This window comes from Streptomyces sp. NPDC053079 (assembly GCF_044546695.1).
Lineage (GTDB): Bacteria > Actinomycetota > Actinomycetes > Streptomycetales > Streptomycetaceae > Streptomyces.
This window is the reverse complement of record NZ_JBITZJ010000006.1, coordinates 60,214-85,049: the sequence shown is the minus strand read 5'-3', so window position 1 is coordinate 85,049 and position 24,836 is coordinate 60,214. Positions and strand designations below refer to the sequence as shown.

Sequence of the window (24,836 nt, the reverse complement as noted above, 5' to 3'; positions counted from 1 at the left end):
GCCGACGCACCGCGAACGCCGTCACGGCCCTTGCCGTGGCGGCGTTCGTGCACCGATGATCGCGGCGTACCCCGGCGAGACCCCGGCGATCCCGGGAGCGACGGCAGTGGAGGCGACGCGTGACTTCGGAACCACGGCTCGACCAGACCACCACCCCCCATCTGGACTTCACGGGCACCACCCCGTACGAGGACTACGTCCGTGCCGACGTCCTCTCCCACCTGCAGGAACCGCTTTCGGACGACCCCGGCGAGATGGTCTTCCTCGTCACCACCCAGGTGATGGAGCTGTGGTTCACCGTCATCGTCCACGAGTGGGAGACCGCGGCCCGTGCCCTGCGCGGGGACGACCTGCCCGTCGCGATGGCGGCCCTCAAACGCTCCACGTACGAGCTCGAATCGCTCAACGCCTCCTGGAAGCCGCTCGCGCACCTGACCCCGGCCCAGTTCAACTCCTTCCGCTCCGCCCTCGGCGACGCCTCCGGCTTCCAGTCGGCCACCTACCGCCGCCTGGAGTTCCTCCTCGGCGAGAAGTCCCCGGCGCTGCTGGTCCCCTACCGCGGCACCCCGCGCATCCACGCGGAACTGGAGAAGGCGCTGCACGCGCCGAGCCTGTACGACGAGGTCCTGCGCTACCTGGCGCGGCGCGGCCACGCGATACCCGCCGCCGTCCGCGACCGCGACGTATCCCAGCGCTACATCGGCGACCCGGCGGTCGAGGACGTCTGGCAGCGCGTCTACGCGGGCGACCAGAACAGCGAGGAGTGCCGGCTGGGCGAGGCCCTGACCGAGGTCGCCGAGCTGGTCTGGCGCTGGCGCAACGACCACCTGGTGGCGACCCGCAGAGCGATGGGCGCGAAGGTGGGGACGGGCGGGTCGGCCGGGGTCGCCTGGCTGGAGAAGCGGGCGACCAAGCACGTCTTCCCCGAGCTGTGGACGGCCCGCAGCCGTGTCTGAGCCCCTCGCCGCCGAGGCCGCGGCCCTCGACGCCGCGGATCCGCTGCGCGGCAAACGGGCGGAGTTCGTGCTGGAAGGGGACGGGGAGGAGGGGGCCGAGGTCGTCTACCTCGACGGCAACTCCCTCGGGGCGCTGCCCCGGGCCGTCCCCGGCCGCGTCGCCGACGTCGTCGCCCGCGAATGGGGGCGGTTGCGCGTCCGGTCGTGGACCGAGTCCGGGTGGTGGACCGCGCCCGAGCGGGTCGGCGACCGGATCGGACGGCTCGTCGGGGCCGGCCCCGGCCAGGTCGTGGCCGGCGACTCCACGAGCGTCAACGTCTTCAAGGCGGTCGTCGCCGCGATCCGGCTCGCAGGCCAGGACGGCCACGGCCGCGACGAGGTCCTCGTGGACGCGGCCACGTTCCCGACGGACGGTTACCTCGCCCGCTCCGCCGCCCGCATGACCGGCTGTCGCATCCGCGCCGCCGACGCCGCGGACATCGCGGACGCGGCCGGCCCGCGCACCGCCGTCGCGCTCGTCAACCACGTCGACTACCGCACCGGCCGCCTGAACGACCTGCCCGCCACGACCGCCGCCCTGCACGCCGCGGGGGCGCGCGTCGTCTGGGACCTGTGCCACAGCGCGGGCGCGCTGCCCATCGGGCTCGACGCCCACGGCGTGGACCTCGCGGTCGGCTGCACATACAAGTACCTCAACGGAGGCCCCGGTTCGCCCGCCTTCCTCCACGTCCGGCGCGACCTGCAGCCCCGCTTCGACTCGCCGCTGCCCGGCTGGAACTCCCACGCCGACCCCTTCGGCATGTCCCCCGACTACGTCCCCGCCGACGGCGCCCCGCGCGGCCGGGTCGGCACGCCGGACATCCTCTCCCTCCTCGCCCTCGACGCGGCCCTCGACGTCTGGGACGGCGTCGACCCCACCGCCGTACGGGCCAAGAGCCTCGCCCTCACCGACTTCTTCCTGCGCTGCGTCCGGACGTACGTACCGGCGGGCCGCGCCGAGTCCCTCACGCCGGACGCGCACGACCGGCGCGGCAGCCAGGTGTCCCTGCGGTGCGTCCCGGACGCGGAGGCGGTGATGGCGGAGCTCGTCCGCCGGGGCGTCGTCGGCGACTTCCGCCCGCCGGACGTCCTGCGCTTCGGCTTCACCCCGCTCTACACGCGCTTCGCGGACGCCGAGCGGGCGGCACGCGTACTGGCCGGGGTGCTCGGCCGGTGACCGGGCCCGTGGCGGTGACCGTCGCGTACGGGCCCCATCCCAGCCAGGTCATCGACCTCTACCGCGGCGGCCCGGCGGCACTCCGGGTGACGCTGCTGCACGGCGGCTTCTGGCGCGAGGCCTACGACCGCCACCACCTCGCGCCGCTGGCCGCGACGCTGGCCGGCCGGGGAGCGGAGGTCGTCCTGGCGGAGTACCGCCGCGTGGGCGGGGGCGGCGGCTGGCCCGCCACCTTCGACGACGTCGTACGGGCCCTGGAGGCGGGCGAGCGCGCCTGTACGGCCTCGCGGCACGTGCTGGTGGGGCACTCGGCGGGCGGCCACCTGGCGCTGTGGGCGGCGTCCTCGCCCCTGGCCGCCGGGGTCCGCGTCGACCACGTCGTCGCGGTGGCCCCGGTGGCCGACCTGGCCCGCGCGCGGGCCCTGCGGCTGAGCGGCGGGGCGGTGGCGGAGCTGGTGGTTCCGGGGGAGGAGGCGGCGGCGGACCCGATGCGGCTGCCGCCGCCGCGGGCGCCGGTGACGGTGCTGCACGGGACGGAGGACGGGGAGGTGCCGGTGGGGCTGTCGCGGGCCTATGCCGGGGCGGCGGGGGCGGGGGTGACGCTGGAGCTGCTGGAGGGGGCGGGGCACTACGAGCCGATCACGGTGGGCACCCCGGAGTGCGCCCGGCTGCTGGCCGTAACCGGGGGCTCCGCCCCCGGACCCCCGGTCCTCAAACGCCGGACGGGCTGATTTGTTCTCCGCGTAGTACTTGAGACGGACCCCCGTAGATCCCCACACGTGCGGACGCCGTGCGCGATGGACTTGCCTACCGTTGACGACGTGAAGCACACCCATGAGACGAACGGCCTGCGCAGCGAGATGCGCATGGTGGAGAGCGCCCTCGAGGGCATACGCCAGGACCTGTTCACCGACGCCTTCGCCTTCCGGCCGCTGCCGCCCCTCGCCGGCGGCAACGGGCTCGTGCGCAGGATGCCGGGCGGCCTCGCCCGGTACGTGCGCTGGTTCCCGCACGCCGCCGTCGCCGGGTTCACGATCCTGGTCATGCTGGGGGCGCTGGCGTACCGGCCCGGCGTCGGCGGCGTGCTGCTGGCGCTGTTCGCGGGCGTGCCGCTGGTGACCACGCTGTTCCGGCCCGTCGGCGCCTGGTGGCTGTCGCTCGCGGCGGCCTTCGTCAGCGGCGTCGTCCTGGGCGGCCAGCTGTGGAGCCCGAGCGGGTTCGTCTCGCACGTCGCCGTGATGGTGATCGTGGCCTCGCGCACCCGGCCGCGCATCGCCGCGGAGATGTGGCTGATCACGACCGCCTTCGGGGTGTTCCTCAGCTCGCTGCACGGCTACGGCTACGACGACGGCACGGTCGAGATGACCCTCCTCTCCGGCATGATCCTCTTCGCCGTCGCGGCCTTCCGCGGCCTGCGCGACTCCAAGCGGCAGGTCGCCGCGCAGGCGGCCGTCACCGAGGTCGAGCGCTCCCGCCGCACCGTGCTCGAGGAGCGCACCACGATCGCCCGCGAGCTGCACGACGTCGTCGCCCACCACATGTCCGTGGTGGCCATCCAGGCCGAGGCCGCGCCCTACCGCGTCGCGGACACGCCGCCCGAGCTGGCCGCCGCCTTCGCCACGATCCGGGAGAACGCCGTGGCCGCCCTCACCGAGCTGCGCCGCGTGCTGGGCGTCGTACGGTCCGAGGACCCGGACGCGTTCGCCGACCCCGAGGCGCCGCAGCCGACGCTGGCCGACCTCGGCGGGCTGCTGGCCAACGTCCGCGAGGCCGGCCTCGACGTCGAGCACGTCACCACCGGCGCGGCCCGCCCGCTGCCGCAGGGCGTGGAGCTGTCCGCGTACCGCATCGTCCAGGAGGCCCTCAGCAACGCGCTGCGGCACGCCCCGGGCTCCACGGCCCGCGTGGAGATCAGCTATGTCCTCGGCGGGCTCGGCCTGCGCATCGTCAACGGCCGCCCCGACCGGCTGGCCAAGCCCTCCCCGGGCGCCGGCCACGGCGTGCTCGGCATGCGCGAGCGCGTCACCATGCTCGGCGGCGAGATGACGGCCCAGGCCACCGAGGAGGGCGGCTACGAGGTCGCCGCCTTCATCCCGGTCGCGACGGGCGAGGCGGCGGCATGACCATCAGGGTTCTCATCGTCGACGACCAGATGATGGTCCGCGAGGGCTTCTCCGTCCTGCTGGGCGCCCAGCCCGACATCGAGGTCGTCGGCGAGGCCGTGGACGGCCGCCAGGCCGTCGGGAAGGTCGCCGAGCTGCGCCCCGACGTCGTCCTGATGGACATCCGGATGCCGGTGCTCAACGGCCTGGAGGCGACGCGCGAGATCGTCGCGGCCGATGCCGGCGCCAAGGTGCTGGTGCTGACCACCTTCGACCTGGACGAGTACGTCTACCAGGCGCTGCGCGCCGGGGCCAGCGGCTTCCTGCTCAAGGACGCCTCCGCCCGCCAGCTGGCCGACGGCGTGCGCGTCGTGGCCGACGGCGAGGCCCTGCTGGCGCCGACGGTCACCAAGCGCCTCATCCAGGAGTTCTCCCGCCTGGGCGCCCCCAAGGCCCCCACCCAGGAGCGCGTGGGCGACCTCACCGAGCGGGAGACCGAGGTCCTGGTCCTGGTCGCCCAGGGCCGGTCGAACTCCGAGATCGCCGCCCACCTCGTCGTCGCCGAGTCGACGGTCAAGACGCACGTCAGCCGCATCCTGGTGAAGCTGGGCCTGCGCGACCGCACCCAGGCGGCGGTCTTCGCCTACGAGGCTGGCCTGGTCACCCCGGGCGGCGGCTAGCCGCCGCCCGGCCGGGCGGCCGGCAGGGTCAGCCGCCACGCGTCCGGCACGGCTGTCCACGTGCGCGCGCGGACCGGACCCCGGATGCGGTTGTCGGCGCGGTAGCGGAAGTCCGGGCCGGACACCGTGACCGCCCGGGCCCTGGTCCGTACCGGCTCGGGGTCGGCGGGCGCGTGGACCACGACCTCGGCCAGGCCGTCCACGGCCGCCACCGCCACGCGCCCCACCGGCCGGTCCAGGTCCGCCAGCAGCACCCCGTCCGCCTCCACCCGCAGCCGGGTGCAGGACGGCAGCGGATGCCGGCCGGACGGGCCCGAGAGCATCGTCAGGGCCGTGCGGGCGGTCCGGGCGGCCGGGGACCACCACGACTGGTGGGCGCCGCCGCCCCGGGCCACCGTCCGCGCCTCGCCGCCGGGCGCGCCGGCGGGCTCGGGCGCCCCCGGCTCGGGCCGGGCGCCCACCGGGCGGTGCGCGGCGCGGTGCGCCGCCCCCGCGGGCACCCACAGGCCGCCCAGGACGACGCCGTCGCTGTCGTCGGCCAGCATGCCCAGCCGCCGCTCCACGCCGTCCAGAACGGCCCGTGCGGCCGCCACGGCCCCCAGCGGGACGCCGAGCACCCGGGCCACCGAGACGGCCGGCAGCGCGCCCACCGGCACCCACGCCAGGGGCGCCTCGGCCAGCTCGCGGCGCCGGTGCAGCAGACCGACGACGCGCAGCAGGGCCCGGTCGTCGCCGATCACGACGGTCCGGCGCCGGCCGCGTCGGGCGACGGCCCGCGCCACTTCCTCCGGCCCGTTCGGGAGGCAGATTTTCGCCACCGCTCCGGCGCACAGCACGTCCCTCGCGATCCGTGTGGACTCGCCGTCCACACGGCGTGCGACCGGGTCGATGACGACGAGCAGCTGCGCTCCGGTCGGGTCTGCAGCCGACACCTTCGTCCTTCCTCAGGTAATCTCTCGGTGCAAGAGCCCCTGTCGCTGTTGCGCCAGGGGCTTCGTCTATCCGGGGCACCGGTTCGACGGCTCTAGCGGTGGTGAACGCCCGAAACAACGGGCTCACGCCGCCTGTGCACGTTGGACATGCCCCGCCCGGAAGGGGTGTACGCCTGTGCCCGCACTTGTGCTGCTCGGTGCTCAGTGGGGTGACGAGGGCAAGGGAAAGGCCACCGACCTGCTCGGTGGATCCGTGGACTACGTGGTGCGCTACCAAGGTGGCAACAACGCCGGCCACACGGTCGTCGTAGGTGACCAGAAATACGCGCTGCACCTCCTCCCTTCCGGAATCCTCTCGCCGGAGTGCACTCCGGTCATCGGCAACGGTGTAGTCGTCGACCCGGCGGTCCTGCTCTCCGAGCTGAGCGGACTCAACGAGCGCGGCGTCGACACGTCCAAGCTGCTGCTCAGCGGTAACGCCCACCTGATCACGCCGTACCACACGACGGTCGACAAGGTGACGGAACGCTTCCTCGGCAAGCGGAAGATCGGCACCACCGGCCGCGGCATCGGCCCGACCTACGCGGACAAGATCAACCGCGTGGGCATCCGGGTCCAGGACCTGTACGACGAGTCGATCCTGGAGCAGAAGGTCGAGGCTGCCCTCGACTTCAAGAACCAGATCCTGGCGAAGCTCTACAACCGCCGCGCCATCGACTCCGCGAAGATCGTCGACGAGCTGCTGGCCTACGCCGAGCAGATCAAGCCCTTCGTCGCCGACACCACGCTGATCCTGAACAACGCCATCGACGAGGGTAAGGTCGTCCTCTTCGAGGGCGGCCAGGGCACCCTGCTGGACGTCGACCACGGCACGTACCCCTTCGTCACCTCCTCGAACCCGACGGCGGGCGGCGCCTGCACGGGTGCGGGCGTGGGCCCGACGAAGATCAACCGCGTGATCGGCATCCTGAAGGCGTACACCACGCGCGTCGGCGCCGGTCCGTTCCCGACCGAGCTGTTCGACAAGGACGGCGAGGCGCTGCGCACCATCGGCGGCGAGCGCGGTGTCACCACCGGCCGTGACCGCCGCTGCGGCTGGTTCGACGCGGTCATCGCCCGCTACGCGACCCGTGTGAACGGCCTGACGGACTTCTTCCTCACCAAGCTGGACGTGCTGACCGGCTGGGAGCAGATCCCGGTCTGCGTCGCGTACGAGATCGACGGCAAGCGCGTCGAGGAGCTGCCCTACAGCCAGAGCGACTTCCACCACGCGAAGCCGATCTACGAGATGCTGCCGGGCTGGACCGAGGACATCTCCAAGGCCAAGACCTTCTCCGAGCTGCCGAAGAACGCCCAGGCGTACGTCAAGGCGCTCGAGGAGATGTCGGGCGCGCCGATCTCCGCGATCGGCGTCGGCCCGGGCCGCGACGAGACGATCGAGATCAACTCGTTCCTGTCGTAAGCGGCACGCGCACGCGACGACGGCGCCCCGGTGGCTCACTGCCACCGGGGCGCCGTCGTCCGTTCTCAGTAGATCTTGCGGTAGACGAGCGACGCGTCCTTCGTGGCGGAGTCGGAGAAGTCGCGCCGCATCCTGCCGTCCGGGAGCAGGACCAGCTCGGACGAGGAGCCCGGCTGGCAGGCCGACTTGGGCATGGCCCGGGTGACGCTGGAGGGACCGACGTGCATCGGGCTCCCGTCGGCGCCGCCGCCGGTGGCGGTCGCCTGCCAGGTGCAGACGTAGGAGGTGCCGTCGTCCAGGACGCCGCTTCCGTCGATGGTGACCGAGCTCCCGGAGATGGTGATGGTCCGGGTGTTGACGCGCGAGCCGCTGCCGAAGCTCGACTGCCAGGTGCCCAGGAACGCCCGCGGCCCGGCCTCGGGAGTGGGCGTGGGAGCGGGAGTGGGGCTGGTGGCGGTCGTCGGCCCGGTCGTGGGAGGCACCGGTGCGGCGGACGACGCCGGGCCGGGGGAGGAGGCCGGGGGCGTCGGCGCCGGGGACGGGCTGTTGTGCGCGGCGTTGCCCGTGTCCTTGTTGAGCAGATAGACCGTGCCGCCGCCCGTGAGCAGCCCGACGGTCACGATCGCGGCCACGATGTAGGGCGTCTTCGAGCGGTGCGGCTGCGGCGCGGGCGCGACCGGGTGGTGGTACGGGCCAGGGCCGTACGGGCCCGGGGGCGGGTAGGCGTAGCCCGCCTGCGGGCCCGGCGCGGGCGGCGGCAGGGGCTGGGCGCCGCCCGCCACGGGCCCCGTCAGGGTGGGCGGGTCCACCGGACGGGCGTCCTGCGGCGGGTCGACCTGCGTGGGCGGCCCGGCTATGGAGTGCGGCGGTATGCCGGCCGGGTGGGCGGGGTTCTCGACGTCGAGCAGCTGGACGGCGTGCCGGCCGAGCTGGGCGACGAGGCCGCCCGGCAGCCACGGTTCGGCCGAGCGCAGGTTCGTCAGCAGGTCCCGGGCGCCGGTGCGCTCCAGCGCCTCCTCGGGGGTGGGCCGCGCGTCGGGGTCCTTGGCGAGGAACCCGGAGATCAGCGGGTGCAGCGTGGCCGGCACGCCCGTGAGGTCCGGCTCCTCCTCGGCGATGCGGAACATCAGGGCGTGGACGCCGCTGTCGGCCGTGCCGAACGGCATCCGGCCGCTGGCCGCGTAGGCGAGCACCGAGCCCAGGCAGAAGATGTCGCTCTTGGGCGTGACCTGGCCGCCGCGCACCTGCTCGGGCGACATGAAGCCGGGCGAACCGACGGCCGCGCCGGTGCGGGTCAGGCCCCCGTCGGTGACGGTCTCCAGGGCCCGGGCGATGCCGAAGTCGATGACGCGCGGCCCGTCGAGCGTGATGAGCACGTTGGACGGCTTGAGGTCGCGGTGGACGATCCCGGCCGCGTGCACGGCCTGCAGGGCGCGCGCGAGGCCCGCTCCCAGGATGCGTACGGACCGCTCGGGCAGCGGCCCGAAGTCCTGGCCGACGACCTGGCGCAGCGACGGCCCGGCGATGTAGCCCGTGGCCACCCACGGGACGGCGGCCTCGGTGTCCGCGTCGAGCACCGGCGCCGTCCACTCGCCGCCGACCTGCCGTGCGGCCCGCACCTCCTGCCGGAAGCGGCGCCGGAACTCCTCCTGGCCCGCCAGTTCCGGCTGCACCAGCTTGACCGCGACCGTGCGGCCCCTGTCGGAGCGGGCGAGATAGACCCGGCCCATGCCTCCTGCGCCCAGCTTGCCGAGCAACCGATAGGCGCCGAGTGTGCGTGGGTCTTCCGGCGACAGATCTTCCATGCCGGGCACTCCTTCCCCCATGTTTCTCCGCGGAGAATAGCGGCATGCCAAAGGGCCGGGTATCCGCACGGCACAAAGTGCGGTCCCCGGCCCCCGGTGGATCCCGGTTCCGGAGGGCTGCCGGGCCGGCCGTCGAGGCCGCCCCGGAGCGCCGTCCGGCGGTCAGGTGGGGAGGATGTTCTCCGCCTGCGGGCCCTTCTGGCCCTGGGTGATGTCGAAGGTGACCTTCTGGCCCTGCTGGAGCTCCCGATAGCCCTGCGTGGCGATGTTGGAGTAATGGGCGAAGACGTCCGCGCCGCCGCCGTCCTGCTGGATGAAGCCGAAGCCCTTTTCCGAGTTGAACCACTTCACGATGCCGGTAGCCAAGCTGATCTCCTTATTGGGGGCGCACGGCGGAATTCCGTGCTCCAGGAAAAACGCAAGTGCGCCCGAGGTCACAGACCTTCAGGCGCACATGACAAATGGGTACCAAAACTGCAACTGCAAAAGACCGTAGCAGGCAAATGGCCCCGAATTGGGATTTCCCGCCGCGTGGCGATGCGCCCGTTCCCCCTGTCGGCGGCGCCCTCCCACGGCCGCGCGCGGGCCGTTGTTCACGGGGCGCCGGGCACCCGGCACTGTGTCCACGGGGGCGTCGAGCGGGCGACACAGTGCCGGTATCCACGCAGGGAGCGCACTCCGTAGGCTCGGGGCCGGACGCCTAATGCCCCATCAGATACGAGGTTTATGCCCGTGAGCACCCAGAGCACGCAGCCCGATCCCTCCGCCGGCGCCGCGGTGAAGGCCGCCGACCGCGCCCACGTCTTCCACTCGTGGTCGGCGCAGGGCCTCATCGACCCGCTGGCCGTGGCCGGCGCCGAGGGCTCGTACTTCTGGGACTACGACGGCAACCGCTACCTCGACTTCTCCTGCCAACTGGTGAACACCAACATCGGCCACCAGCACCCCAAGGTCGTGGCCGCGATCCAGGAGCAGGCCGCCCGGCTGTGCACCATCGCGCCGGGCTTCGCGGTGGACGTGCGCTCCGAGGCCGCCCGGCTGATCGCGGAGCGGACGCCCGGCGACCTCGACAAGATCTTCTTCACCAACGGCGGCGCCGAGGCCGTCGAGAACGCCGTCCGGATGGCCCGGCTGCACACCGGCCGCCCCAAGGTGCTCAGCGCCTACCGCTCGTACCACGGCGCCACCGCCGCGGCGATCAACCTCACCGGGGACCCGCGCCGCTGGCCCTCCGACACCGCCTCGGCCGGCGTGGTCCACTTCTGGGCGCCGTTCCTCTACCGCTCGCCCTTCCACGCGGAGAGCGAGGAGCAGGAGTGCCGGCGCGCCCTGGCGCACCTCGAGGACACCATCGCCTTCGAGGGGCCGGGCACGATCGCCGCGATCGTCCTGGAGACCGTCCCCGGCACCGCCGGCATCATGGTCCCGCCGCCGGGCTACCTGCCGGGCGTGCGGGAGATCTGCGACCGTTACGGCATCGTGTTCGTCCTCGACGAGGTCATGGCCGGGTTCGGGCGCACGGGCCGCTGGTTCGCCGCCGAGCACTTCGGCGTCACCCCCGACCTGCTCACCTTCGCCAAGGGCGTCAACTCCGGCTACGTCCCCCTGGGCGGCGTCGCGATCTCGGCCGAGATCGCCGCGACCTTCGACCGCCGCCCCTACCCGGGCGGGCTCACCTACTCCGGGCACCCGCTGGCCTGCGCCTCCGCCGTGGCCACGATCAACGCGATGGCCGAGGAGGGCGTCGTGGAGAACGCGGCCCGCATCGGCGAGGACGTCATCGGCCCCGGGCTGCGCACGCTCGCCGAGCGCCATCCGTCGGTGGGCGAGGTGCGCGGCCTGGGCGTGTTCTGGGCGGTGGAGCTGGTGCGGAACCGGGCCACTCGCGAGCCGCTGGTGCCCTACAACGCGGCCGGCGACGCGAACGCCCCCATGGCGGCCTTCGCCGCCGCCTGCAAGAAGGCCGGCCTGTGGCCGTTCGTGAACATGAACCGCACCCACGTCGTACCGCCGTGCACCGTCACCGAGGCCGAGGTGAAGGAGGGCCTGGCGGCCCTGGACGAGGCGCTGACGGTGGCGGACGCCCACACGGTCTGAGGAAGGACGACGACCGCCCCACCGGAGGGCGGAAAACGGAACTGCGCATACCGCCCCTTACAGGCCCGCGCGGCCATCGGGTAGCGTTCGCCCTTTCCGTGCGTACGGTCATATCGCCCCGCGACGGCCCTCGCATATCGTTGCGAGGGCCGTTCGCATGCCAGACGCGCGGTCATGGAAGGGGAGACGGAGACCAATGCCCGGCAGCGACGCGGTCAGGCGCACGACGCTGCGCTCGCAGATCGCCGACGCCCTGCGCGACGAGGTCATCGCGGGGCGGCTCCCGGCCGGCCGGCAGTTCACCGTCAAGGAGATAGCCGAGCAGTACGGGGTCTCGGCCACGCCCGTCCGCGAGGCCCTGCTCGACCTGTGCTCGCAGGGGCTGCTCGACGTGGAGCTGCACCGCAGCTACCGGGTGCGCGAGTTCTCCCACGCCGACTTCCGGGACATGATCGAGGCCCGCACCCTGATCGTGGAGGGCATGTTCCGCCGCTCCACCGCGCGGGCCCTGCAGGCGGCCACCCCGCAGGCGCTGGCCTCGGTGCGGCGCCGGGCCGAGGAGGCCGGGCGGGCGGCGGTCGCGGGGGACCTCGACATCCTCATCGGCTACGACCTGCGCTTCTGGCGCGAGATGGCGGGCCTGGTCGGCAACCCTTACATTTCCGACTTCCTGGACCGCGTCCGGGTGCAGAGCTGGATCTTCACGGTGCCGCTGCTGCGCTCGCTGGGGGATCTGCGCGGGCGGCTGTGGGACCGGCACGCCGACCTGGTCGAGGCGGTGGCCTGCCGGGACGTGGAGGAGGCGCAGCGGATCATCGTGGCGTACAACGAGCACACGCTGGCGCTGATCGACTGCCTTACGGACACGACCGGGAGCAATCGAGGTTCGACCGAATAGGGTCGAAGTTGCTCGACGCCGCCGCCAAACGGGTGATCAGACAGGGTGATCAGCCGGGACGGCGACGCTGATGTCGGATATGCAACCTTCGACCGTTTGAGGGACGTCTCAGTCACGTGATGTCAAAGACCCAGCCGTCGGCCCAGCCCTCGGAGCCCCCCATACCGGCCGGAACCAGCACCGTCGACCTGACAGTGGTCGTCCCGGCCTTCAACGAGGAGGACCGGCTCGCCCCGACGCTGCGGGCGATCCGGGAGCACCTCGGGACCCTGGAGCCGCTGCGGTGGGAGCTGCTCGTCGTCGACGACGGCTCGACCGACGGCACGGCGGCGATCACCGAGGCCGCGGCCGCCGACGAGCCGCGCATCCGTCTGCTGAGAACCCCCGCCAACCGCGGCAAGGGCCACGCCGTCCGCACCGGCGTCCTCGCCTCCCTCGGCCGGCGCGTCCTGGTCACCGACGCGGACCTGGCCACCCCCATCGAGGAGCTCGCCGTCCTCCAGCGGCACGTGGACGCGGGCGCCACCGCGGCCGTCGGCTCCCGCGCGCTGCCCGAGTCCCGGATCGCGGTGCGCCAGCACGCCCTGCGCGAGCTCATGGGCCGGCTCGGCGCCCGCCTCATACGCGCCGCCGCCGTGCCCGGCATACGCGACACCCAGTGCGGCTTCAAGCTCTTCGACGGCGACAAGGTCCGTACGGCCTTCGCCGGCTCCCGCCTCGACGGCTGGAGCTACGACGTCGAGATCCTGCGCTTCTTCCACCAACGGGACTGGGAGGTCGCCGAGGTGCCGGTCAGCTGGGCCCACCAGCCGGGATCCAAGGTCCGTCCGCTCGCCTACCCCCGCGTCCTCGCCGACCTCCTGCGCATCCGCCTGCGCACGGTCAGCCCGGTGCGGCTCGCCGCCCCGGCCCTCTTCCTCCTCTTCTCGTTCTTCCTCTACGGCGGACTGTGGGGCGCCCTCGACACCGGCTACCTCGTCGACTCGGGCTCCGACCAGCGGCAGTGGGAGTGGTTCTTCGCGGTCACCGCGGACAACGTCGCGCACCTGCGCAACCCCCTCTTCACCGAGCTGCAGAACTTCCCGCTCGGCGTGAACCTCATGGCGAACACCGCCATGCTGGGGCTCTCCGTCCCCCTCGCACCCGTCACCCTGGCCTTCGGCGCCCACGTCACCTGGGCCATCGTCCTCACCGGCGGCCTGGCCGCGACCGCCTGCGCCTGGTACTGGCTCATCGCCCGCCGCTTCGTGCGCTCCCGCTGGGCGGCCGCTCTGGGCGGCGGCTTCTGCGCCTTCGCGCCGCCGATGATCTCGCACGGCAACGCGCACCCGAACTTCGCGGTGCTGTTCATGATGCCGCTGATCATCGACCGGATGCTGCGGCTGTGCGAGAACCGCCGGCCCACCCGCGACGCCGTCGTCCTGGGCCTGTTCCTCGCCTACCAGATCTTCCTCGGCGAGGAGGCGCTGCTGCTGGCCGTGACCGGCTTCGCCCTCTTCGCCCTCGGCTACGCGATCGCCGCCCCGGACGTCGCGAAGGCCGTCGCCGCGCCGCTGCTGCGCGGCCTGGGCATCGCCGCCCTGGTCTCCGTACCGCTGGTGATCTTCCCCGTGGCCTGGCAGTTCTACGGCCCGCAGAGCTACCACAGCGTCCTGCACGGGCAGGTCGGCAACAACCCGATGGCCATGCTGGAGTTCGCCACCCGCTCGCTGGCCGGTGACGACAAGATCGCCGCGTCGCTGTCGCTCAACCGGACCGAGGAGAACGCCTTCTTCGGCTGGCCGCTCGTGGTCGTGGCCGTCGCCGTCGTCGTCCACCTGCGCGACCAGCCGCGCGTGCGCGCCCTGGGCTTCACCGCCCTGGGCGCCGCCGTCCTCTCCCTCGGGCAGAACATCCCGCTGCTCGGCACGGACAAGACGCTGCCGGGCCCCTGGCGGCTGGTCGCGAAGATGCCGTTCTTCGAGTCGGTCATCGAGTCCCGCACGGCGATGGTCTGCGCGCCCGCCCTCGGCATCCTCCTCGCCCTCGCCTGCGACCGGCTGGCCGTGCGCCGGCTGCGCAGCGAGCGCGAGAGCTCGCGCCGGCTGCTGGGCTGGGCGGCGCTCGCCGTGGCCGTCCTGCCGCTGCTGCCGACGCCGTACCGCACCGTCGAGCGCACCCCGGTGCCCGCCTTCTTCGCCGACGGCAGCTGGCGGGAGTACGTACGCCCCGGCCACTCCCTGGTGCCCGTCCCCGTGCCCAGCCCCACGGAGACGGCCGCCCTGGGCTGGCAGGTCGATGCCGGCCTCGCCTTCTCCTTCCCCGGCGGCTACTTCAACGGACCCTGGGGGCCGGAGCGCATCGGCATCTACGGGCCCCAGCCGCGCTTCACCTCCGACCTGCTGAACAAGGTCCGCGAGAGCGGGAAGGTGCCCGACATCGGCGCCCAGCAGCGCCGCCAGTTCGGCTGGGACATCGACTTCTGGCGCGCGGACGCCTTCGTCCTCACCCCGCAGGACAACCAGGCGCCGCTGCGCGAGGCCCTCACACGACTGTCGGGCAAGGAGCCGCGGCGCGTCGCGGACTCATGGGTATGGGACGTGCGCGAGCGGAGTTGACCAACCGGCCGGAAAGCAAGCGGAGTGAGGGCTTCTATGTCCGTCGGCCCTGTGTGACAACCGGCTGAGCGGCACTACTCTGGCCCGACCATCGCATGCCCCGACCATCGCACCGCGAGAACGAGAGTGAGCTCACGTGGCCTGTGACCTCTGGCTAGTTCCCCTTGTCGACGTGCTGTGCCACAGCGCCGACAACCCCTTCGCCGAGGAGATCGCCGCGTACGACAAGGCACTCGGCGAGGCCGGGCTGCCGCCGGTGCCCGTCTTCGGCTACATGCCGGGCCTCTCGGGGGACGTCGCCCCGGTCGCGGGCTTCGACTACGACGCGCTGCACTTCCTGCGCCGCGCCCACCTGCTGAACCTCTGCGGCCTCGCCGTCACCCCGGTGGACGAACTGGGCGGCGACTACGAGCAGTTGCTGGAGATGTTCGACGCCACCGCCCGGCAGTCCCACCTGGTCTGGCACTACGACCACGCCGGGGCGTACGTCCCCGTGGACTTCGCCCACCCACTGTCCAACGAGGAACTCCTCGAAGGCGGCGGCCCCTTGGGCTCCAGCCACGGCCTGCTGCGCGAACTCCACGCCGTGGCCCCGGTCCTGGGCATCGACCCCGCCAACCCACCGGCCCCGCCCGCCGCTCCCGACCGCCCGACCACCCTGGAGGAACGCGCGGCCCCGGCCCCGCACGACGACAGCCCCTTCGCCCGCGAACGCCACGTCTGGCTGGGCCTCCACGCGGCGGCGACCAGAAGCCTGGGCCAAGGCTCAATGATCGTCTTCAGCTGAACGAAAGGGGCGGCGCCGGAAGCCCCGGCCACCGCCCCTCCCCGGGTCACACCCCTACCGCGGAGACTCCGGCGGCCGCTGCCTCGGCATGTTCGGCCGCGTATGCGGCGGCAGCGGAAACCGCCCCACGGGCCCGGCCTCCCCCCGCGGCCCCCACGCCACCAGCGACTGCGTCAGCAGCGGGGCCGGGCCCGCCCGGAACTCCACCATCCAGTCGGCCGTCTCGGCCCGTACGAGCTCCGAGACGTCCTCCGAGAAGCGCCGCAGCACCGTCAGGCAGCGCTCGGCCGCCTCGCTGGCCGTGCCCTCGGTCGGCCCGAGCACCTCGCGGACGCACTCCGACGCCCAGTCGAACTGCAGCACCTCCAGCCGCCGCTGCACGGCCTGCGCCGTGGCCACCGCGCGCATCCAGCCGGACGTCAGCCCGAAGTAGCGGTCGCAGGCCACGCAGGCCACCGCGCCGAGCAGGGCCAGAAAGGCCCACGCCGAGCCGGTGCGCAGCACCTTCGTCAGCTCCAGCAGCGGCAGGGCGGCCCCCACCACGGCGCAGAACGCCGCCCCCAGACGCAGCCCGCGCGCCCAGCGGCGCTTCCACGCCCGGTCGGTGAGGTACCAGTCGGCGAGATTCAGCGCCCCGCCCTCGACCCATCTGTACAGCTCGTCCAGCCGCTCGGCGGGCTCTCCCCAGTCCCCGAGCGGGAAGGTACGCCCGCGCAGGTCGCCCCGGTGCTCCCCTCCTTGGCGGCCTCCCTGCTCCCGAGGGAGCCCCTCGGGCTGCATCTCAGGCTGGCTCACCCCTGCACTCCCTCTCCGCCGCGTGCGTCATTAGTGATCGCAGCCTCCTTCCTACCGCCGAACGGTTGGCGTTGGGCGCAAGATCCAGCCTTTTCCGTCCGTAAGTGCAGCGGGATCGGGTATAGGAGCACCGGGTCTTCACCCGAAAGAGTGCGGCCCGATCGGCGTAATGACATCGGACGGGCGCGGAATCGTCCTGACGAGTGGCCTTCGCGGCGTCCGCGCGACGGATCCGCGAGGTACTCCGGGGTACGCGAGGGGCTCCCGGGACGGGATCAAGAGGTTCCTACGAGACGGGGCGGGGCCCCGCCTCGTAGTGATCCACAAGGCAGGCAATAGGGTGGCACCGTGAAGGTCCTCGTCATCGGCGGCGGCGCCCGCGAACACGCCCTGTGCCGCTCCCTGTCCCTCGACCCCGACGTCACCGCGCTGCACTGCGCCCCCGGCAACGCCGGGATCGCCGAGGTCGCCGAGGTGCACACCGTCGACGCCCTGGACGGCGCGGCCGTCGCGGAGCTCGCCGCGTCGCTGCGCGCCGACCTGGTGGTGGTCGGCCCGGAGGCGCCCCTGGTCGCCGGGGTCGCCGACGTGCTGCGCGAACGCGGCGTCCCGGTCTTCGGCCCGTCCGCGCGGGCGGCCGTGCTGGAGGGGTCCAAGGCCTTCGCCAAGGACGTCATGGCCGCCGCGAACGTCCCCACCGCCCGCAGCTACGTCTGCACCACCCCCGCCGAGATCGACGAGGCCCTGGACGCCTTCGGCGCCCCCTACGTCGTCAAGGACGACGGCCTCGCCGCCGGCAAGGGCGTCGTCGTCACCTCCGACCTGGCGGCCGCCCGCGAGCACGCGCTGGCCTGCGACCGCGTGGTGATCGAGGAGTTCCTGGACGGCCCCGAGGTCTCCCTCTTCGCCATCACCGACGGCGAGACGGTCCTGCCCCTGCAGCCCGCCCAGGACTTCAAGCGCGCCCTCGACGCGGACGAGGGCCCGAACACCGGCGGCATGGGCGCCTACTCCCCGCTGCCCTGGGCCGACCCCAAGCTGGTCGACGAGGTGCTGCAGACCGTTCTGCAGCCGACCGTGGACGAGCTCCGCCGCCGCGGCACGCCCTTCTCCGGCCTGCTCTACGCCGGGCTGGCGATCACCTCGCGCGGCGTACGGGTCATCGAGTTCAACGCCCGCTTCGGCGACCCGGAGACCCAGGTCGTCCTGGCCCGGCTGAAGACGCCGCTGGCCGGGGTGCTGCTGAACGCGGCCACCGGCAACCTCGCCGCCCAGCCGCCGCTGCGCTGGAGCGAGGGCGCCGCCGTGACGGTCGTCATCGCCTCGCACAACTACCCGGACACCCCGCGCACGGGCGACGTGATCGAGGGCCTGGCCGAGGCGGCCGGGGTCGACAAGGCGTACGTGCTCCACGCGGGCACCGCGCTGGACGCCGAGGGCCGGGTGGTCAGCGCCGGCGGCCGCGTGCTGTCCGTGACGGCGACCGGCAGCGACCTGAGCGCCGCCCGGACCCGCGCGTACGAGGCGGTCTCGCGCATCCGCCTGGACGGCTCGCACCACCGCACGGACATCGCGGCCAAGGCGGCGGCGTCGGCCTGAGCCGCCGCGGGACGCCGGCCGCACGGCGACGGGTGGGCCGGGATCCGGGGCGTGGCCCCGGACAGGCCCATCCAGCGGCCCCCGCGCAGAGGCTTTGCCCAAAGCCATTCCATCGAGTGACCGCTTGCCCAACCGGCTGACGCACGCCCGTCCCCCAACTAGGGTGCGGCGAAGGCCGACTGCTGTGCATCCGGCAACTGGCCCACCGGCATTGCGATGTCAGAGGCCGGTGCCACAGTGGGGGAGGTACGCAACACACCTCGGCAGAGCACTACAGGCAACTGGGGGTGATCGGTCTCGTGGCAGGTCCGGAAACAGGCGCGCTGACCGCGCGCGCCAGAGCCCTCGCCGTGCTGCGTGTGCGCAGCGCCGCGCTGGCCGTCGCCCTGGTGCCGGCGGCGGCCGCCGTCGTGCTGGCCGCGGGCTCCGCCATGGGCCGGATTCCCGCGGGCGGCGCCGTGGACGTCGTCCGTCCGGCGGTCACCGCCGCCGCCCTGCTGACCCTGGCGCTGGCCGCCGGGGTGGCCATGGTCGTCGCCCGGGCCCGGCCGGCCCTCAGCCCCACCGTCCCGATCCCCGAGGAGACGGCCCCCGACCTCTACCGCCTGGTGCGCGACCTGGCCGAGCGGCTGGAGGTCCCGGCGCCCTCCGCCATAGCGCTCACCCCCGACTGCGACAGCTGGCTGGAGGACCGTACGCATCCGGCGCACGCCCCGCCGCGCGAGCGCCTGCGGCTGCGCAGGCGGGCCTGGGCCGCGCCCGTCCTGGTGATCGGCTCGCCGTTCCTGTGGTGGATGCGCGTCGCCGAGCTGCGCGCCCTGCTGGCCCCGGTGGTGGCGGGCACGGGCCCGGCCGCCCACCCCGACATAGCCGCCGCCCGTCGCTTCGTCCGGGGCCTGGACGCCGCCGTGGCCGTCGCGGCGAGCAGGCCCCTCCTCGCGTTCGTCGGCTGGGTCGCCCGGCTGCTGCTGCGCTCCTGCCGCGACCACGCGGCCGAGATGGAGCGCGGAGTGGCCGCCGCCGCCTCCGAGCGCGCCCAGACCGTGGACTACGGCCTGCGCATCGTCGCCCAGGAGCAGGTCGGCCTCGCCTACGCCGGCTGGGACCGGCTGCTGAACCGCGTGGCGCTGCCCGCCTGGCGGATGGGCCGCTGGCCCTCCCGGCTGGACGCGGGCGTCGTCTCCGCGCTCACCGAGCTGTCCCGCCGCGACCGGCTGGCGGAAGGCTTCGCCTCCCGGCTGGGCGAGCGGCCCGCCTGCGATCTGTTGGAGGAGCCCGGCCTCATCGACGAGGCCGCGTCCCTGCTGGCCGCCCGGCTCTTCCACGGCGGCCCGGCCCAGCCCGGCCCCGACTGGTCGCCGGTCGCCTGGAGCCAGTACGCGGACGAGGTCGTGGACCGCAAGTGGCGGCTGGAGGCCGCCCGGCTGCACCGCGTCCTCGACGACATCGCCGCCTGCGGCGCCGTGCCGGGCGCCCTGTCCGGCGCGCGCCGCGGCCCCGCGCAGGACGCCGTGCCGGCCGCGCCGACGGTTGCCCGCATCCTCGAGCGCCTCACCGGCCCGGCCGGCAGCGGGGTGGGGGAGGAACTGGAGGTGCGGCTGAGCGCCGAGGTGGCGCGCGAGGCGGCCCAGGAGGAGCGCGCGGCCGAGCGAGGCGCGTTCGGCGCGGCGGCCGGGTCGTGGGTCGACGGGCTCGCGCCGCTGTTCCCGCTGCAGCCGCCGCGCAGCGGCCGGGAGCTGCTGGCCGACCATGTGACGGCCATGGTCTGCTGCGCGGCCGTGGACACCGCCGGTGCCGTCCCCGGCCTGGACTGGCTGGACGGCCCGGCCCTGCTGGTCGCCGGCGCCCGCCGCGCCGACCTGACCCGTACGGTCCTGAGCCTGATCGAGGACGGCGACGGGGAGCCGTTGCGCGCCTGGCTCGGCGAGGTCGGGGTCCGCCCCGAGAAGCCGGTCCGACTGATGTGATCAGCAGCAGGTGACCGAGAGTGACGCCGTGACGCTCCGTAGGGGCCGAGCCATCACTTCCGGGGAATTTCCTGACGAACGGTGACAAGCCGCACGCGTCGTGTGATCTGCTGGGTATCTGCTGGGAAACCGAAAAGGTATGCGGGGGCCTAGGGGAGGGAGCACACATGGGGACGGACCAGATCCGCCGCTGGGAATCCGGTGCACTCGCGCACGCCGTTTCGGACCCCTTCGGTCAGGGCCCGCTGCCCTGGCTGCGCGGCGGCGAGTACTACTTCGACGGCACCGGCCAGATCATCCCCTGGTACGTGGACCCGGTGACGACCACCGCGGCCGGCACCCGCGTCCCACCGCCCCGCAGACCGGGCCCCCGCGCCGCCGACGACGTCCACTGCCAGATCAAGGGCTTCGCCTCCGCCAGCTCCGTCGCCCCCGGCGAGGCCCTGGACTTCCGGATCACCGTGGACCCGCCCCAGCAGTTCGGCGTCGACGTCTACCGCATCGGCCACTACGCGGGCGTCGGAGCCGCCAAGGTCACCACCAGCCCCCGGCTCTCCGGCATCGTCCAGCCGCCGCCGCTGACCGTGGACCGCACGGTCTCCTGTCACCACTGGTGGCTCTCCTGGCGGCTGCAGATCCCCAGCTTCTGGAGCACCGGCGCCTATGTGGCCGTGCTGACCACCACCGACGGCTACCGCAGCCACATCCCGTTCACCGTGCGCGACAGCGGCCCTGCCGATCTGCTGCTCGTCCTGCCCGACATCACCTGGCAGGCCTACAACCTCTACCCCGAGAACGGCCGCACCGGCGCGAGCCTCTACCACGCCTGGGACGAGGACGGCCGGCTCCTCGGCGAGGCCGACGCGGCCACCACGGTCTCCTTCGACCGCCCCTACGCGGGCGCAGGCCTGCCGCTGCACGTCGGCCACGCCTACGACTTCATCCGCTGGGCCGAGCGCTACAACTACAGCCTCGCCTACGCCGAGACCCGCGACCTGCACGCCGGGCGAATCGATCCGGCGCGCTACCGCGGCCTGGTCTTCCCCGGCCACGACGAGTACTGGTCGGCCCCCATGCGCCGCGCCGTCGAGGACGCCCGCGACTGCGGCACCTCGCTGGTCTTCCTCTCCGCCAACACCATGTACTGGCAGGTCGAGCTCGCCCCCTCGCCCGCCGGCCCCGACCGCCTGCTGACCTGCCGCAAGCGCCGCGGCCCCGGCCGCTCCGCCCTCTGGCGCGAGACGTCGCCCCCCGAGCAGCAGCTGCTCGGCATCCAGTACGCGGGCCGCGTCCCGGAGCCCGCCCCCATGGTCGTCCGCAACGCCGACCACTGGCTGTGGGAGGCCACCGGCGCCGGCGAGGGCGACGAGCTGCCCGGCCTCGTCGCGGGCGAGGCCGACCGCTACTTCCCCCGTACGGCCCTGCCCGAGCACACCCGTCGCATCCTGCTCGCCCACTCCCCGTACAAGGACAGCGAGGGCGCCACGCGCCACCAGGAGACCTCGCTCTACCGCGCCCCCAGCGGCGCCCTCGTCTTCGCCTCCGGCACCTTCGCCTGGTCCCCGGCCCTGGACCGGCCCGGCCACGTCGACGCCCGCGTCCAGCGGGCCACGGCCAATCTCCTGGACCGCGTCTGCAAACGCGTCTGACCCCTCGCGGGAGCCCGGCGGACCGGTACGGCAGAATCGAGGTGCTTGGACAAACCACCAGGAGGCCCGTGTGTCCGGATTCGTCGAGAAGCCCAAACCCGTCGAGGTGCCGGGGCTGACGCACCTGCACACGGGCAAGGTCCGCGACCTGTACCGCGACGAGGCCGGCCGGCTGGTGATGGTCGCCAGCGACCGCATGTCCGCCTACGACTGGGTGCTGCCCACCGAGATCCCCGACAAGGGCCGCGTCCTCACCCAGCTCTCCCTGTGGTGGTTCGACCGGCTCACGGACCTGGCCCCCAACCACGTCCTGTCCACCGACCTGCCGCCCGGCGCCCCCGCCGACTGGGCCGGCCGCACCCTGATCTGCCGCTCCCTGGACATGGTCCCGGTCGAGTGCGTCGCCCGCGGCTATCTGACCGGCTCCGGCCTCGCCGAGTACCGCGAGACCCGCACCGTCTGCGGCCTCGCCCTCCCCGAGGGCCTCACCGACGGCTCCGAGCTGCCCTCCCCGATCTTCACCCCGGCCACGAAGGCCGAGGTCGGCGAGCACGACGAGAACGTCTCCTACGAGGAGGTGGCCCGCCAGGTCGGCGCGGAGACCGCCGCCCTGCTCCGCCAGTCCACCCTCGCCGTCTACAGCCGCGCCCGCGACATCGCCCGCGACCGGGGCATCATCCTCGCCGACACCAAGTTCGAGTTCGGCCACGCGGAGGGCGGCGAGCTGGTCCTCGCCGACGAGGTGCTCACCCCGGACTCCTCCCGCTTCTGGCCGGCCGACACATGGGAGCCGGGCCGCGCCCAGCCCTCCTTCGACAAGCAGTTCGTCCGCGACTGGCTCACCTCCCCGGCCTCCGGCTGGGACCGCACGGCGGAACAGCCCCCGCCGCAGCTCCCGGAGGAGATCGTGGACCGCACGCGAGCGAAGTACATCGAGGCGTACGAACGCCTGACGGGCCAGAAGTGGGCCTGACCGGGCATCCACCCGCCCAGCCATAAGAGCCCTCTCAGACAGCGTCTGCCAGGGTGGGGGCACCAGTACAAGATCCCCCACCCCCCCCGGAGGCCCGATGGGCGAGCCGTCCGTACTCGTCGTGGACGACGACCCCGACGTCAGGGCCGCCGTCGTCGACGGCCTGGCCGTCGAGGGCTACACGGTCCGCTCCGCGGCCGACGGACTCGAGGCCCTCTCCGCCGTCGCCGCCGCACAGCCCGCCGCCATCGTGCTGGACCTGGCCATGCCCGTCCTCGACGGCCTCGCCGTCTGCCGCCGGCTGCGCGAACTCGGCGACCGCACGCCCGTGCTCGTCCTCACCGCCCGCGACGCCGTCTCCGACCGCGTCGCGGGCCTGGACGCCGGCGCCGACGACTACCTCGTCAAACCCTTCGCCCTGGACGAGCTCCTGGCCCGCCTGCGCGCCCTGCTGCGCCGAGCGGCACCGCCCGAAACATCGGCGACGGACGTCGAGTTGAGGTTCGCCGACCTCACGGTCGACCCCCTCACGCGCACCGGCGAGCGCGCCGGCGTCGCCCTGGAGTTCACCCGTACCGAGTTCGCGCTGCTGGAGGTGTTCCTGCTCCACCCCGGCCAGGTCCTGCCGCGCGAGCTGATCCAGGAACGGGTCTGGGGCACCGACTTCGGCCCGGAGTCCAACTCCCTCGCCGTCTACATCGGCTACCTGCGGCGCAAGCTGGAGTCGGGCGGCGCGCCCCGCCTCGTCCACACCGTGCACGGCGTCGGCTATCAGCTGGCGGAACGATGAGCCCGGTCCGGGGCCTGCGCCGCAGGCTGCTGGGCCGCAGACCCCTGCGGGCCCGGCTGGCCATGGTCACCGCCGCCGCCGTCGCGCTCGTGGCACTCGGCGTCCTGGCCGCCGCCTACGTCGTCATCCGCTACGAGCTCGTGCGCCAGCTCGACCTCCAGCTCAAACAGCAGGCCGGGATCATCGCCCAGCAGGCCCACGGCGGCGCCGACAAGGGCGTCCTGTTCAACCAGTGCGTCTGGCGGGCCGCCCCCGCCTGCGCCCAGATCGTCCCCGCCGACCCGGCCGCCCCCGGCCAGGAGGACCTCGTCCTGCCCGTCACCGGCGCCGCCCGCCAGGTCGCGGCCGGCCGGCTCGGCCCGTACTACAGCGACATCACCCACGACGGCCAGCCCATGCGGATGTACACCATCCGGCTGCAGGACAAGAAGAACCGGGCCCTGCAGGTGGCCGCCCGCTCCGACACCGTCGATCTGGGCGTACGCCAGGCCGGGATGTACCTCGGCGCGGTCGGCGCGGTCGGTGTCCTCCTCGCCGCGGTGCTCGGCTACGCCGCCTCCCGCACCTCCCTGCGCCCCGTCACCCGCCTCACCGCCACCGCCGAACGCATAGCTGCCACCCGCGACCCCGCCCACCGCATCGAACTGCCCCCCTATGAAGCGCGCCGCCAGGACGAGATCACCCGCCTCGCCACCAGCTTCAACACCATGCTCGGCGAGCTGGAGGAGGCCGTCGCCGCCCAGCGCCGCCTCGTCGCCGACGCCTCGCACGAACTGCGCACCCCGCTCACCGCGCTGCGCACCAACGCCGAGCTCCTCGCCCGCGCGGACCGGCTCTCCGCCGCCCAGCGCGAACGGGCCTCGGACGCCCTGGGGCGCCAGCTGCGCGAGGTGACCGGCATGGTCAACGACCTGATCGAGCTCGCCCGCGACGAGGAACCCCAGCCGCTGGTCGAACAGGTCCGGCTGGACCGCCTCACCGAGCGCTGTACGGACGTCGCACGCGGCCACTGGCCGGCCACGGTCTTCACCGTGGACGTGACGGAGGTCACCGTCCCGGGGGTGCCGGCCCGGCTGGCCCGGCTGCTGTCCAACTTGCTCGACAACGCGGCCAAGTTCAGCCCGCCCGGTGCGATGGTGGAGGTCCGCCTGGTCCGCACGGACGGCGGAGTGGACCTCACCGTCCGCGACCACGGCCGGGGCATCGCCGCCGAGGACCTGCCCTACGTCTTCGACCGCTTCTACCGCTCCCGCCAGGCCCGGGCCCTGCCCGGCTCCGGCCTGGGGCTCGCCATGGCCCGCCAGATCGCCCGCGCCCATGGCGCCGAGCTCACCGCCGAGCAGGCCGGAACCGGTGGTGCCCGTTTCCGTCTGCGCTTCCCGGCCGACGGGCGCTAGCAACGCCGAAGGCCCCGGTCGTTCCCGACCGGGGCCTTCGTTCTCTGAGCGGACGACGAGACTCGAACTCGCGACATCCACCTTGGCAAGGTGGTGCTCTACCAACTGAGCTACGTCCGCATTCGCCCCGCGCT

Annotated in this window: 20 protein-coding genes and 1 tRNA gene; 16 read left to right on the top strand and 5 right to left on the bottom strand. The window is 73.5% G+C overall.

Going from position 1 to position 24,836, the window contains the following annotated elements; translation table 11 throughout:
- Nucleotides 1–119: 119 nt before the first annotated feature.
- From ACIGXW_RS22590 to ACIGXW_RS22570, 5 genes are all read left to right on the top strand, one after another.
- Nucleotides 120–956, top strand: a complete 837-nt coding sequence (locus ACIGXW_RS22590; RefSeq protein WP_399574736.1) for a tryptophan 2,3-dioxygenase family protein — start codon at nt 120–122, stop codon at nt 954–956.
- Nucleotides 949–2,172, top strand: a complete 1,224-nt coding sequence (gene kynU / locus ACIGXW_RS22585; protein WP_399574734.1) for a kynureninase — start codon at nt 949–951, stop codon at nt 2,170–2,172. The genes ACIGXW_RS22590 and kynU overlap by 8 nt, the downstream gene beginning before the upstream one ends.
- Nucleotides 2,169–2,903 carry an alpha/beta hydrolase gene (locus tag ACIGXW_RS22580; RefSeq protein ID WP_399574733.1) on the top strand — a complete coding sequence of 245 codons (735 nt, stop codon included), beginning with the start codon at nt 2,169–2,171 and terminating at the stop codon, nt 2,901–2,903. Before kynU ends, ACIGXW_RS22580 begins: the two co-directional genes overlap by 4 nt.
- Nucleotides 2,904–3,038: 135 nt before the next feature.
- Nucleotides 3,039–4,295 (top strand): sensor histidine kinase, encoded by a 1,257-nt coding sequence (locus ACIGXW_RS22575; RefSeq protein ID WP_399575111.1) that lies wholly within the window; start codon nt 3,039–3,041, stop codon nt 4,293–4,295.
- Nucleotides 4,292–4,954: a response regulator gene (locus tag ACIGXW_RS22570; protein WP_399574732.1), complete on the top strand. Its 663-nt coding sequence runs from the start codon at nt 4,292–4,294 to the stop codon at nt 4,952–4,954. The genes ACIGXW_RS22575 and ACIGXW_RS22570 overlap by 4 nt, the downstream gene beginning before the upstream one ends.
- On the opposite strand, the gene ACIGXW_RS22565 is transcribed toward ACIGXW_RS22570, so the two are convergent.
- Complete coding sequence (locus ACIGXW_RS22565) at nt 4,951–5,886, bottom strand: diacylglycerol kinase (protein ID WP_399574731.1); 936 nt, start codon at nt 5,884–5,886, stop codon at nt 4,951–4,953. The genes ACIGXW_RS22570 and ACIGXW_RS22565 overlap by 4 nt on opposite strands.
- A 175-nt stretch (nt 5,887–6,061) precedes the next feature.
- Here ACIGXW_RS22565 and ACIGXW_RS22560 point away from each other — a divergent pair, with 175 nt between their 5' ends.
- Nucleotides 6,062–7,348, top strand: a complete 1,287-nt coding sequence (locus tag ACIGXW_RS22560) for an adenylosuccinate synthase (RefSeq protein ID WP_360913248.1) — start codon at nt 6,062–6,064, stop codon at nt 7,346–7,348.
- A 65-nt stretch (nt 7,349–7,413) separates the two neighbouring features.
- Here ACIGXW_RS22560 and ACIGXW_RS22555 read toward each other — a convergent pair whose 3' ends face one another.
- Both ACIGXW_RS22555 and ACIGXW_RS22550 read right to left on the bottom strand, forming a co-directional pair.
- Complete coding sequence (locus tag ACIGXW_RS22555) at nt 7,414–9,153, bottom strand: serine/threonine-protein kinase (RefSeq protein ID WP_399574730.1); 1,740 nt, start codon at nt 9,151–9,153, stop codon at nt 7,414–7,416.
- A gap of 162 nt (nt 9,154–9,315) precedes the next feature.
- Nucleotides 9,316–9,519, bottom strand: coding sequence for a cold-shock protein (locus ACIGXW_RS22550; RefSeq protein ID WP_071965778.1), 204 nt, complete (start codon nt 9,517–9,519; stop codon nt 9,316–9,318).
- Nucleotides 9,520–9,885: 366 nt separating this feature from the next.
- Between ACIGXW_RS22550 and ACIGXW_RS22545 the strand changes: the two genes are divergently transcribed.
- The 4 genes from ACIGXW_RS22545 (at nt 9,886) to ACIGXW_RS22530 (ending at nt 15,532) form a co-directional block, all read left to right on the top strand.
- Nucleotides 9,886–11,250 carry an aspartate aminotransferase family protein gene (locus ACIGXW_RS22545; RefSeq protein WP_399574729.1) on the top strand — a complete coding sequence of 455 codons (1,365 nt, stop codon included), beginning with the start codon at nt 9,886–9,888 and terminating at the stop codon, nt 11,248–11,250.
- Nucleotides 11,251–11,446: 196 nt separating this feature from the next.
- Nucleotides 11,447–12,148: a GntR family transcriptional regulator gene (locus ACIGXW_RS22540; protein ID WP_071965780.1), complete on the top strand. Its 702-nt coding sequence runs from the start codon at nt 11,447–11,449 to the stop codon at nt 12,146–12,148.
- A gap of 119 nt (nt 12,149–12,267) precedes the next feature.
- Nucleotides 12,268–14,745, top strand: a complete 2,478-nt coding sequence (locus tag ACIGXW_RS22535) for a glycosyltransferase (RefSeq protein WP_399574727.1) — start codon at nt 12,268–12,270, stop codon at nt 14,743–14,745.
- A gap of 136 nt (nt 14,746–14,881) precedes the next feature.
- Nucleotides 14,882–15,532 carry a hypothetical protein gene (locus ACIGXW_RS22530; RefSeq protein WP_071965782.1) on the top strand — a complete coding sequence of 217 codons (651 nt, stop codon included), beginning with the start codon at nt 14,882–14,884 and terminating at the stop codon, nt 15,530–15,532.
- Nucleotides 15,533–15,586: 54 nt separating this feature from the next.
- Here ACIGXW_RS22530 and ACIGXW_RS22525 read toward each other — a convergent pair whose 3' ends face one another.
- Nucleotides 15,587–16,327, bottom strand: coding sequence for an SLATT domain-containing protein (locus ACIGXW_RS22525; RefSeq protein ID WP_071965783.1), 741 nt, complete (start codon nt 16,325–16,327; stop codon nt 15,587–15,589).
- 348 nt (nt 16,328–16,675) lie between these two features.
- Here ACIGXW_RS22525 and purD point away from each other — a divergent pair, with 348 nt between their 5' ends.
- The 6 genes from purD to ACIGXW_RS22495 all read left to right on the top strand — a co-directional run bounded on the left by purD (nt 16,676) and on the right by ACIGXW_RS22495 (nt 24,702).
- Nucleotides 16,676–17,926, top strand: a complete 1,251-nt coding sequence (purD, locus tag ACIGXW_RS22520) for a phosphoribosylamine--glycine ligase (protein ID WP_071965784.1) — start codon at nt 16,676–16,678, stop codon at nt 17,924–17,926.
- 290 nt (nt 17,927–18,216) lie between these two features.
- Complete coding sequence (locus tag ACIGXW_RS22515) at nt 18,217–19,893, top strand: hypothetical protein (RefSeq protein WP_399575110.1); 1,677 nt, start codon at nt 18,217–18,219, stop codon at nt 19,891–19,893.
- Between the two features lie 167 nt (nt 19,894–20,060).
- Nucleotides 20,061–21,542 carry a N,N-dimethylformamidase beta subunit family domain-containing protein gene (locus tag ACIGXW_RS22510; protein ID WP_399574726.1) on the top strand — a complete coding sequence of 494 codons (1,482 nt, stop codon included), beginning with the start codon at nt 20,061–20,063 and terminating at the stop codon, nt 21,540–21,542.
- A 70-nt stretch (nt 21,543–21,612) separates the two neighbouring features.
- Complete coding sequence (locus ACIGXW_RS22505; protein WP_399574725.1) at nt 21,613–22,515, top strand: phosphoribosylaminoimidazolesuccinocarboxamide synthase; 903 nt, start codon at nt 21,613–21,615, stop codon at nt 22,513–22,515.
- Nucleotides 22,516–22,612: 97 nt separating this feature from the next.
- Nucleotides 22,613–23,305: a response regulator transcription factor gene (locus ACIGXW_RS22500; RefSeq protein ID WP_399574724.1), complete on the top strand. Its 693-nt coding sequence runs from the start codon at nt 22,613–22,615 to the stop codon at nt 23,303–23,305.
- Nucleotides 23,302–24,702, top strand: coding sequence for an ATP-binding protein (locus tag ACIGXW_RS22495; protein WP_399574722.1), 1,401 nt, complete (start codon nt 23,302–23,304; stop codon nt 24,700–24,702). The genes ACIGXW_RS22500 and ACIGXW_RS22495 overlap by 4 nt, the downstream gene beginning before the upstream one ends.
- Nucleotides 24,703–24,749: 47 nt before the next feature.
- On the opposite strand, the gene ACIGXW_RS22490 is transcribed toward ACIGXW_RS22495, so the two are convergent.
- A tRNA-Gly gene (locus ACIGXW_RS22490) sits at nt 24,750–24,822 on the bottom strand.
- Nucleotides 24,823–24,836: the final 14 nt, after the last annotated feature.